Raw genomic sequence first — 11,166 nt, 5'->3', positions numbered from 1 at the left:
GAAAGTTAAATATACAAAATCCCTTGAAGCGTTGGTATTTTGCTGTTAAAGTAACTTTCTTTCGCATCTTAATAAATGCTTATGCATTTAACGCAGCGCAGCTGCTTTCTTACTGTAATGATTATAACACTACTACAGCAATAAAAAAACCGGCAAATGCCGGTTTAATCCAAGAATTTTTGTATTACTACTGTATATCCGTTAGGATCCTTGATTTCAAAGTGATAAATATTATATTTGGTATCCACAACAGGAAAAGGCAGCTTATCATAACCTGAAGCTTTAATATGTGCATGAACTAACTCAACATCCTCAGCAAGCAAGGTTATTTCCGGTGCGACCCGTCCCTTTACAACTTGCATGCCGGAACAAAAGCCAATTTTTCCACCCTTTGGAATTTCATAAATCCTGCAGTCTCCCTGATCCTTGAAAAGTACAAGCTCCAAAAGACCTGAATAAAACTCATGAGTCTCCTGCAAATCATCGGTTCCTAAAAAAATCACAGAACCATCCCATTGATTAATCATAGTACCACTCCCTTCATTTACTAAGCCAGTTTTTTGCGAATTTTAACAGTGCTTCCATTTATCTGAAAGTCATCGGACAATCTCTTCACAAGAATAAGTCCTCTGCCACCAGGCTTTAGTTCATCGGCATTATACCGGTTGTTGACCTTTACTCCTTCACCTTCATCAGACACTGTAATTTCAACAATTTTGTTGTCCATATGAAGATACAAGTCAACATACCTTTCTCCATCTTTTCTGTTGCCGTGAATTATGCTGTTACATATCAATTCGTTTAGTATTAGTCTTAAATCGAAAAGGTTATCATTATTTAAATTTCCATCGACCATATCAAGTGCTTCAGATATTACTTTCTGAGCAAGGTCAATATCACTTCGGAATCTTTTTCTAAAATACATTTCACATACCTCTCTCGGTATAAATATACCCAGATAAAATACTTTTAAACAGGCATGTGAAACGAATTGTGAATTTAATCATTATTGATCATACTATTGAATCACTGCAGTATTATTTGTTGTTCAATACTGCTTGTGCTGCTGCAAGTCGTGCAATCGGAACCCTGTAAGGTGAACAGCTTACATAGTCAAGCCCTGTCCTGTAGAAGAAATCAATAGACTCAGGATCTCCTCCGTGCTCTCCACATACTCCAATTTTAAGATCACTTCTTGTCTGTCTTCCAAGTTTAACACCTATTTCAACAAGTTTTCCAATACCTGCCTGATCTATGCTTTGGAATGGATCCCTCGGAAGAATTTCCTTGTCAATATATTCTCCTATAAACTTTCCTGCATCATCTCTTGAGAATCCAAATCCCATTTGAGTAAGGTCATTTGTTCCGAATGAGAAGAACTCTGAAACTTCAGCAATTTCATCTGCGGTTACAGCCGCCCTTGGAATTTCTATCATGGTACCAAGAAGATATTCCAAATTAACATCTTTCTCTGCAACTACGTCTTTGATTGTAATTTCAACAATTTTTTTCAGATATTCAAGTTCAGTCTTCATGCCTGCTAGTGGAATCATTATTTCAGGCTTGATATTTATACCTTCTTCTTCACTTACTTCTATTGCTGCCTCAACTATTGCCTTTGTCTGCATTACTGCAATTTCAGGATATGTTATTGCCAGACGGCATCCCCTGTGTCCCAGCATAGGATTGAATTCGTGTAGTGAATTTATTACTTCCTTAAGCTTTACAACAGATATATTCATATCATCAGATAATGACTTAATGTCATTTTCATCTTGTGGAAGGAATTCATGCAGAGGTGGATCAAGAAGTCTTATTGTAACAGGTCTCTCTTTCATAACCTTGAAGATTCCCTTAAAGTCCGCTTTTTGCATTGGAAGTAGCTTTTCAAGTGCTTCCAGTCTCTGATCTAAAGTCTCTGAAAGAATCATTTTTCTTACTTCAGGTATTCTTTCTTCATCAAAGAACATGTGCTCAGTTCTACAAAGTCCGATACCTTCAGCTCCGAATCTAACTGCTATTTCTGAATCAACTGGTGTATCTGCATTGGTTCTTATTCCAAGAGTTCTTACTTCATCAGCCCATTCCATAAGCTTTGAGAAATCTCCTGAAAGGTTTGGTTCAACAGTCTTTATGCTTCCCTTGTATACCTTTCCTGTGCTTCCATCAAGTGAAATGATATCACCTTCAACGAATTTTGCTCCCTTGATAGTAAATGTCTTGGCTGCCTCGTCTACCTTGACCTCATCACATCCTGCAACACAGCACTTGCCCATTCCTCTGGCAACAACTGCAGCATGGGATGTCATTCCACCTCTTGCAGTAAGGATTCCATTTGCCACGTTCATTCCTTCTATATCTTCAGGTGAAGTTTCCTTTCTAACAAGGATTACATCTATTCCTTTCCCAACAGCAGATACCGCTTCACTTGCTGTAAAGAATACTTTTCCAGAAGCAGCACCAGGCGATGCTGGAAGACCCTTTGTCAATGCTTCCGCTTCCTTCATTGTAGCTTCATCAAATGTAGGGTGAAGTAACTGGTCAAGTGACGAAGGCTCTATTCTAAGTAGTGCTTCAGTCTTGTTTATTAAACCTTCTCCAACCATTTCTACAGCAGCTCTTAAAGCAGCATCAGCAGTTCTCTTTCCATTTCTTGTCTGGAGAATGAAGAGCTTTCCTTTTTCTATTGTGAATTCTATATCCTGCATATCCTTGTAGTGCTTCTCTAGTCTTTCGGTAATATCCTTGAACTGAGTAAATATTTCAGGCATGATATCGTTAAGCTCATCTATTGTCTTCGGTGTTCTTATTCCAGCAACAACATCCTCTCCCTGAGCATTCATTAGAAATTCTCCAAAGAGTTTGTTTTCACCTGTAGCTGGGTTTCTTGAGAATGCAACTCCTGTACCTGAATCATCTCCCATGTTTCCGAAAACCATTGACTGAACGTTTACGGCAGTACCCATTGAGTGAGACATGTTGTGTATATTCCTGTAAGTAATCGCCCTTGCATTGTTCCATGAACTGAATACGGCATTTATTGCCATTTCAAGCTGCTCGTTGGGATCCTGAGGGAAATCCTTTCTTACTTCTTTTTTATATATAGCCTTGTATTCTTCAACAATCTTTTTCAGGTTTTCAGAAGAAAGCTCTGTATCGCTTTCATATCCATTTTCTTCCTTAGCGTCATCAAGTACATTTTCAAACAGATACTTCGGAACTGAAAGAACAACATCACTGAACATTTGAATGAATCTTCTGTAACTGTCGTAGGCAAATCTTTCATTTCCAGTTTTTGTAGCAAGGCCAATAACAGCATCATCGTTAAGACCAAGATTCAGTATTGTATCCATCATACCAGGCATTGATATTGCAGCACCTGATCTTACAGATACAAGAAGTGGATCCTTGATATCTCCAAATTTCTTTCCAGACTGACCTTCAATGACATTCATGCATTCATTGACCTGTTTTTTAATCTCGTCTGAAAACTTTTCACCCTGGTTGTAGAATTCTGCACAAGCATCTGTAGTTACTGTGAACCCAAAAGGTACAGGCAGACCAATATTAGTCATTTCTGCAAGGTTTGCACCTTTTCCTCCTAGAAGAGCCTTCTTCGATGCTTCCCCTTCCTTAAACAAATACACCCATTTCTTTTCCATGTAAATTTCCTCCTAAATGTAAAAACTATTTATTATTTTTTGAAATTATTGATATTATTATGTTTGCAGTTTCTTCAATAGCTCTGTGGGAAACATTGATTACTGGACATTTGATTCTTTGAAAAATTCTGTCTGCATACTCAAGTTCCGTCAGTATCCTGTTTAAATCTGCATATGAAGAATTACTTCTAACTCCCATGTCCTTCAGTCTTTCCCTTCTGATAGTATTAAGAACCTCCGGACTATTTGTCAAACCGATTATTTTTTTGTGCGATATCTGAAATATTTCTTCCGCAGGCTTTACTTCAGGAACAAGCGGCAGGTTTGCCACCTTCAGGTTCTTGTTGGCCAAATACATGCTCAGTGGAGTTTTGGAAGTTCTTGAAACTCCTATTAGTACAACATCGGCCTTTTTAAATCCTCTAGGGTCTTTCCCATCGTCATACTTCACTGCAAATTCTATTGCTTCGATTTTGTCAAAATAGTATGATGTAAGCCTTCTATTAAGACCAGCTTCCCTTTTAGGCTTCATGCCTGTAAGCTCCTCCAGGGGTTTTATGATTGGACCTAATAGGTCAATTGCTTTAATATTGTTTTCCTCGGCAATCTGTTTAAAATATTCCTTCTCTTCACTCATTACAAGGGTATATATAATAATACATTTCTTTTCTTTTGCCAGTTCCACTATTTCATCCATCTGTTCCTTATCAAGAACAAATGAAAACTTTCTAATTGCACCTACTGAATCATTAAACTGAATCTTGGCTGCCTGAGCTACCAACTCCCCTGTTTCCCCAATGGAATCGGAGACTACAAACATCTCTATTTTATCATCTTGCATACAACCGCTCCTTCAATGTGTTATACTATTCGGCCGTAAATTACAATTAGTATAACACAAATAAATAATTTGTGTACATGTTTTTTTGCGTTTTTTTACAAAAATTTCATATAATCTATTTTATCCTTCAAATCATTCATTTACAACCAGTTTGTTGAAAATATTGATTCTGAAAGGATTTACATAAGAAATAAAGAAATAGAAAGCGGTCTGGACATTTGTCCAGACCGTCTTTCTATTTTATAATTCTTTTGCGAAATTCATCCTCGAAATATTCCATTGCATTATTTAAAGGTACCGCTTCAGTTTTACCACTACCACAGAGAGAAGCAATTTCCATGGTTTTAACAATCCTTTTATAGTTTGCAATGTCATCTTCAGTTCCCCTGTTATCCATGAATCTCTTCAATATTCTTTTGAGCTGCTTGTTTCCTTCCCTGCATGGAGTACATTTACCGCAGCTTTCATGGGAAAAGAACTCCTGTACCGTACTTGTATATTCCACTATATCATCGGTATCATCAGCCACCACTACAGCTCCGGAACCTATTCCCATGCCAAGATCAGTAAATGATTCATAATCATAGTTTATATCTATTTTAGAGGCAGGAAGAATTCCTCCTGAAGCTCCGCCAATTTGTACAAAGCTTATTTTTCTGTTATCTATAACTCCTCCAGCAAGCCCATTTATCATTTCCATCATTGATATTCCAAAGGGAACTTCATAAACTCCGGATTTTTTAACCTTACCGCTTATGCATACAACCTTTGTTCCAGGACTTCCTTCTGTACCCTGTTCGGTAAATATTTCACTTCCATTTTTTAATACAGTTGTAACTGCAGCAAGTGTCTCTACATTTATTATAAGTGTTGGAAGTTGAAGATAACCTGCCTGCTTAACATACGGAGGTTTTGATCTTGGTATTCCGGGTTTTCCTTCCAATGATTCACAAAGTGCAAATCCTTCTCCGCAAACGTAGGATCCTGCTCCGGAAACCAGTCTTATATCGAAATTATGACCGCTGTTTTTAATATTTTCTCCAAGCCATCCATATTCCCTGGACTTTTCTATGGCATTAATAATTCTTTCTCTCATCCAATAATATTCTTCACGAAGATATATGAATCCTTCAGTTGCATCAGTAAGGTACGAAGCTATGAGCATGCCCTCTATGACCTTATATGGGTCTTTTTTGAGGATTTCCCTATCCTTGAAGGTTCCAGGTTCTCCTTCGTCAGCATTGCAGACAATCACCTTCCTGTCATTCTTCACAGACCTTGACTGAGAAAGCTTCTTTCCAGTAGGATATTGCGCTCCACCTCTTCCCCTTATTCCTGATTTAGAGATTTCATCGATGGATTCTTCAATACCTTTTTCGACTGCATTTTCAAAGGCTTCAAAGCCTCCCAACCCAATATATCCAACTATGTTCATACCATCATATTTATTAAAATTCGAAGTTATTATTTTAAGACTTCCATTTTCTTGTATTGTCATTTCATCATCGGTCAAAGATTCACCTTTAGACAGTTTTTCAATAATATTTGTAACCTTTTTTCTAGTGAGTTTACCGTATACCTTGTCGCCAATTCTTAATGCAGGAGCAATATCACAGGCACCAAAACATGGTGTTTCTCTCAGGGAAAACATACCGTCATCTGTTGTTTCTCCTTTTTTTATTTTAAGAATATCCTCAACCCATTTTTCTATTTCACTGTTTCCCATTAGGCTGCAGGTTGTACCATTACAGACATTTATTGAATATCTGGCGTCTGGATTCATTGTCAAAGCATCATAATAGCTAATTACGCTGTGAATCCTGATTTCAGGTATACCAAGTTTCCTTGACAGCAATTCGATTGTATCTTGGTCAACATACCCCTGTGACCTGTTTTTTTGTATCTCCACAAGCATCTGCAAAAGCTCGTGGTCGTCATAATTGTATTTTTTCAAGATGGATTCAACAAATTCCTCATTGCCATCCAGTATCTTGTTTGACATATTTGCCCTCCTCTATATGATTCATCCTGTATATATGTTCATTCTGTTTCCTCTTGCAAAGCCGATAACGACTATTTTATACTTTTCACCAAGTTCTATAGCTTTCAGTGTAGGCGCCGACCTTGACACTATACACCCAATATCTACAGCAGCAGCCTTTTGAATTATCTCCGATGAAATCCTTCCAGATACAAGAAGAATACTATCCTTAAAGCTTATATTTTCAAGAATCGCCTTTCCTATTATCTTGTCCACTGCATTGTGCCTGCTGATGTCTTCGCTGAAGATCTGAATATCTTTCATGTTCGACAGACCGCAACTGTGGACTCCACCGGTACTTATAAAGTTTTCAGACTTCCCGTTGAAATTCTTTATAATAGACTGAATTTCTTCATAGTCGATTTCCATGTAACGAGTACGCCAGCCATTTTTTTTCAACAAAGGAAGATGAAAGGTTCTGTTTTTACCACAGGCAGTTGTAATTTTTCTTACAAGCTTTGCTTCATCAGTAAATAGATACTCACGGTCTTCTACAGTTTCCACCTCTATTTGTCCCTTTTCATAATCAATACTTGTGAAACCCTTTATTTTTATATCCTTTAAGTTCTCTATTACCGACTCCGCCAGAAGATATCCAACTGCCAATTCTTCAAATTCTTCCGGAGAACAGGTGAATTTAACAAAATCTCTACCGTTTAAAACAAGCTTAAATTCATACTCGGCTACAACGTAGTCTTTTTCTTCTGTCAATTCCCCGTTCTTATATTTTTTAATGTTTATGTCTTTTGATATATTCATATCAATCACAGCTTCCATTTCCTAAATACTTGCATATATCTTCCCTGGTATTAAAATTTATAAACATGTCCCAGTTCGGACTGAATCTTCTGGCTATTTTTTCCTCAATAAAGCTGAAGTTTAAGGCTTTTACCAACTTGTATATGGAATATCCACCTCCGAAGAGGTATTCCTCGATATCCTTCACCATACTCTTGGAATAAAATGCATTGAAAGGTTCTATATGGTCTCCATACAAGGTCATGCAGCCGTCTAAATCACCCTGGTATATTTTCTTTTTCATAAAATTAATATAGTTTGTGTTTATAACAGGCATATCACAGGCAATTACATATGAATACATGCTACTGGAAGCCAAAAGACCTGAATGAATGCCTCCAAAGGGTCCCTTGTCTTCGATAATATCACTTACTGCCTTGCAATCAAGATCGCTATAAAATTCCTTGTTTTTTGTCACAACTATTATTTCATGAAAAAGCTTGCGCAAAGCTTCAATCTGGTAATTGACTATTTTCTTTTCATCGATGATTATGAGCTCCTTGTTGTAGCCCATTCTACTGCTTTTTCCTCCAGCCAATATAATTGCAGAATTGAATCTTTCCATGATTACACCTCTTTCTTTATCTTTTCCAATCTTACCGCACTAACCTTCAGCTCCGGTATTTTAGCAATAGGGTCCAATGTATTGTGCGTCAATTGATTAGCCGCCCCGTCTACAAAGTGAAATGGTATGAAAACAACATCTTCCTGAATATCCTCTGTTACAACAGCAGTTGTTTCTATTGCCCCTCGTCTTGAAACAACACTTATCAACTCACCGTCATGTATGCTCAATCTGTTTGCAGTTGTAGGATTTATTTCCACGAAAGAACTTGGATATAAATTGTTAAGCCCTTCTATTTTTCCTGTCATGGTTCTAGTATGATAATGATACAATATTCTTCCCGTAGTCATTATATAAGGGTATTCACTGTCTGAATCTTCAAAACTTTCCATATAGTCAGCAGGTTTAAACAAACCTCTTCCTCTGATTGGTCCATCCTTGTGAAGATATCTGGTCCCTGGATGATTTTCATCAATACAAGGCCATTGAAGTCCTTCTTCATCAATTCTTTTATAATTTATACCCCTATACTGAGGAGTCATCTTTGCCAGTTCATTGAATATATCTTCGGAACTTCGATATGTTTCAACCATTCCAAGCCTGTTCATTATTTCTGTCAATATTTCCCAATCAGGCTTTGATTCACCTATAGGTTCAATTGCTTTTCTTACCCTTTGAACTCGTCTTTCAGAGTTGGTAAAAGTACCATCCTTTTCTGCAAAGGTTGCTGCAGGTAATACAACATCAGCATATTCTGCTGTTTCAGTAAGGAAAATATCCTGCACAACCAGGAATTCAGTATTTATTAACGATTCCTCAACATGTTTCAAATCAGGATCTGAAAGCATTGGATTCTCACCCATAACATAAAGGAATTTTATTTCACCCTTGCCGCACTCATTGATTATTTCAGTCAAAGTCAAACCAGCCTGGTTGGAAAGTTCTTTCTTCCAGCTATCTTCAAATTTGCTTCTTATATTTTCATCATAAACTTTCTGATAACCCGGATAGTCACCAGGCAAAGCTCCCATGTCACAAGCTCCCTGTACATTATTCTGCCCTCTTAATGGATTGACACCGGCAGATTCTTTTCCAATATTTCCAGTCAGGAGAGCAAGATTTGAAAGAGACATAACACCTTGGGTTCCTGTCGTATGTTGAGTCACACCCATTGAATACAAAATACTGGATTTATCTCCTCCGGCATATATCCTGGCTGCCTTTCTGATTTCTTCAGGATCCACTCCACAGATACTTCCAGAGTATTCAGGAGTGTATGTTTTAATTACTTCCTTTAATTCTTCATAGTTCTCAGTAGCTCTTTCTATATATTCATGATCCTGTAAATTTTCTTCAATGATAACATTCATTATGCCGTTAAATAAGGCAACATTCGTACCAGGTTTTAGTGGAAGATATACATCCGCCTTATATGCCAATGGAATCTTTCTAGGATCCGCAACAATAATTTTTGCACCTTTATTTTTTGCCTGCTTCACAAAAGATCCAAGAACAGGGTGTGTCTCAGTTGTATTTGACCCCGTGATAAATATTACATCAGCATCCAATAATTCCGTATTGCTGTTTGTCATAGCACCGCTTCCAAGTGTTGTAGCCAAGCCTGCAACAGTAGATGCATGACAAAGCCTTGCACAATGGTCAACATTATTGGTACCCATATACGCCCTTATCATTTTTTGAAAAAGATAATTCTCTTCATTGGTTACTCTAGCCGATGACAGGCCTGCAAAAGCAGTGCTTCCATGGTTGGTTTTTATTTCATTAATTTTATCTGTAATCAGATTATAAGCTTCTTCCCAGCTAGCTTCCTCAAACACTCCATTCTTTTTGATTAAAGGTTTTTTTAATCGGTCTTTGTGATTGATAAAACCATAGGCGAATTTCCCCTTAACGCATAATAAATCCTTGTTGGTTGAACTGTAGTTGGGCTCAACACCTACTACTTCATTCTTCTTTACAAGTAAATCAATCTGACATCCCACTCCACAGTATGAACAAGTAGTCTTTACCTTCTTTTCGATTTCCCACTTTCTCATTTTCTTCTGCTTTGGACTCAGTGCATTGACAGGACAAAGTGAAACACAGGTTCCACAAGAGACACAATCACTTTCAGCCAATGTTTTCCCAAAAGGAGCAGCAACCTTTTGCTTGTCGCTTCTATTTACAAACCCTATAGCATTTATTACTTGCAGCTCGTTACACGCTCTAACACAAAGTCCACAGTTTATACATTTACTGTCATCCTTTATATAAAACTCATTGGTCTCGTCTATATCTATGTCTTTTGTTTTCTCGTAAACCTTTTCATTTTTATTAAACACAGGACCTGTCACATCATATTCGTAGCAAAAATCCTGAAGCTTGCAATCGCCTGATTTTTCACATGTTAGACAATCCAGTGGATGGTCTTCTATTATAAGCTCAAGTATGAGCCTTCTTGATTCAATAACTTCATCGCTGTGGGTTTTTATCACCATGCCATCTGTAATGATTGTTGAACATGAAGGTTGAAGTCCTTTTCTTCCTTCTATATCTACAATACAGAGCCTGCATGAAGACCCATATTTAATATCAAGATCAGGATGATAACAGAGAGTAGGTATATCTATATCGTTTTTCCTGCACACATCCAGTATTGTTTCATTTTGCTTTGCAATAAATTCTACATCATTTATCATTAATTTAATTTTTTCCATATATTACCTCCCACGAACATTGTACAAAACAAACGTCAATAAATCGTCTAATTATTACGTTAATTTAATAACGACGTCGTTAATTTAATAACAATCTAGCCTTTTATTCGCCATTTCCATGAATTATCTCTATTTTTCCGAACATTAGATACACAATAGCAAACTACGATTTTCTCTCTTCTCTTTCATTTTGCATGATTTAAAATACTTTTCATTCTTGCCATTTTTACAATGTCTAAGTTATTTGTTTCACAATGCAGAGCCTCGTATTGCATTGTAGTACATTTAAGATAACATACCAAAGAAAATAAATCAAGAGATGATATAGACTTCTCAGTAACCTGCCTCCTTAGGTGCCTGTGAACTAAAGAAGACAGGAATATTTAATCCTGTCTTCTTTAACTGTTCTATTTGAAATGGCTTATTCAAATGGCTTTGTATTGTCTAAAATAATCCTGAGATTACTCCATTTTCATTAACGTCAATCTTCTCTGCTGATGGTACCTTTGGAAGTCCAGGCATCTTCATGATATTTCCTGTTG

Annotated in this window: 9 protein-coding genes; all 9 read right to left on the bottom strand. The window is 37.1% G+C overall.

Features of this window, described 5'->3' with window-relative positions:
- Positions 1-164: 164 nt before the first annotated feature.
- Positions 165-527 (bottom strand): VOC family protein, encoded by a 363-nt coding sequence (locus AC3AX0_RS01415; RefSeq protein ID WP_487548516.1) that lies wholly within the window; start codon positions 525-527, stop codon positions 165-167.
- A gap of 20 nt (positions 528-547) precedes the next feature.
- The gene (locus AC3AX0_RS01410; RefSeq protein WP_487548515.1) at positions 548-925 is read right to left on the bottom strand and encodes an ATP-binding protein; all 378 of its coding nucleotides are present in this window, start codon (positions 923-925) and stop codon (positions 548-550) included.
- Positions 926-1,037: 112 nt separating this feature from the next.
- A complete protein-coding gene (ppdK, locus tag AC3AX0_RS01405; RefSeq protein ID WP_487548514.1) occupies positions 1,038-3,662 on the bottom strand; it encodes a pyruvate, phosphate dikinase in 2,625 nt (874 codons plus the stop codon).
- 25 nt (positions 3,663-3,687) lie between these two features.
- Positions 3,688-4,503 carry a pyruvate, water dikinase regulatory protein gene (locus AC3AX0_RS01400; RefSeq protein WP_487548513.1) on the bottom strand — a complete coding sequence of 272 codons (816 nt, stop codon included), beginning with the start codon at positions 4,501-4,503 and terminating at the stop codon, positions 3,688-3,690.
- A gap of 235 nt (positions 4,504-4,738) precedes the next feature.
- Entirely contained in the window at positions 4,739-6,505 is a 1,767-nt protein-coding gene (locus tag AC3AX0_RS01395) for an NAD(P)H-dependent oxidoreductase subunit E (protein ID WP_487548512.1), read from the bottom strand.
- Positions 6,506-6,526: 21 nt separating this feature from the next.
- Complete coding sequence (gene fdhD, locus AC3AX0_RS01390) at positions 6,527-7,303, bottom strand: formate dehydrogenase accessory sulfurtransferase FdhD (protein WP_487548511.1); 777 nt, start codon at positions 7,301-7,303, stop codon at positions 6,527-6,529.
- Between the two features lies 1 nt (position 7,304).
- Entirely contained in the window at positions 7,305-7,907 is a 603-nt protein-coding gene (locus tag AC3AX0_RS01385) for a molybdenum cofactor guanylyltransferase (protein WP_487548510.1), read from the bottom strand.
- Between the two features lie 2 nt (positions 7,908-7,909).
- Positions 7,910-10,624, bottom strand: a complete 2,715-nt coding sequence (gene fdhF, locus AC3AX0_RS01380) for a formate dehydrogenase subunit alpha (RefSeq protein WP_487548509.1) — start codon at positions 10,622-10,624, stop codon at positions 7,910-7,912.
- Positions 10,625-11,068: 444 nt separating this feature from the next.
- On the bottom strand, positions 11,069-11,166 hold a 98-nt coding region (locus tag AC3AX0_RS01375), incomplete at its 5' end, for a formate--tetrahydrofolate ligase (protein WP_487548519.1).

Source organism: Dethiosulfatibacter sp., from assembly GCF_983023055.1.
The sequence above is the reverse complement of the archived record's forward strand: the minus strand, read 5'-3'. Positions and strand labels throughout refer to the sequence as shown.

Bases quoted from the DNA above. Each gene is read 5' to 3' on its own strand.
- AC3AX0_RS01400 (WP_487548513.1), bottom strand. From the start codon at position 4,503: ATGCAAGATGATAAAATAGAGATGTTTGTAGTCTCCGATTCCATTGGG.
- ppdK (WP_487548514.1), bottom strand. From the start codon at position 3,662: ATGGAAAAGAAATGGGTGTATTTGTTTAAGGAAGGGGAAGCATCGAAG.
- AC3AX0_RS01395 (WP_487548512.1), bottom strand. From the start codon at position 6,505: ATGTCAAACAAGATACTGGATGGCAATGAGGAATTTGTTGAATCCATC.
- fdhD (WP_487548511.1), bottom strand. From the start codon at position 7,303: ATGAATATATCAAAAGACATAAACATTAAAAAATATAAGAACGGGGAA.
- AC3AX0_RS01415 (WP_487548516.1), bottom strand. From the start codon at position 527: ATGATTAATCAATGGGATGGTTCTGTGATTTTTTTAGGAACCGATGAT.
- fdhF (WP_487548509.1), bottom strand. From the start codon at position 10,624: ATGGAAAAAATTAAATTAATGATAAATGATGTAGAATTTATTGCAAAG.
- AC3AX0_RS01410 (WP_487548515.1), bottom strand. From the start codon at position 925: ATGTATTTTAGAAAAAGATTCCGAAGTGATATTGACCTTGCTCAGAAA.
- AC3AX0_RS01385 (WP_487548510.1), bottom strand. From the start codon at position 7,907: ATGGAAAGATTCAATTCTGCAATTATATTGGCTGGAGGAAAAAGCAGT.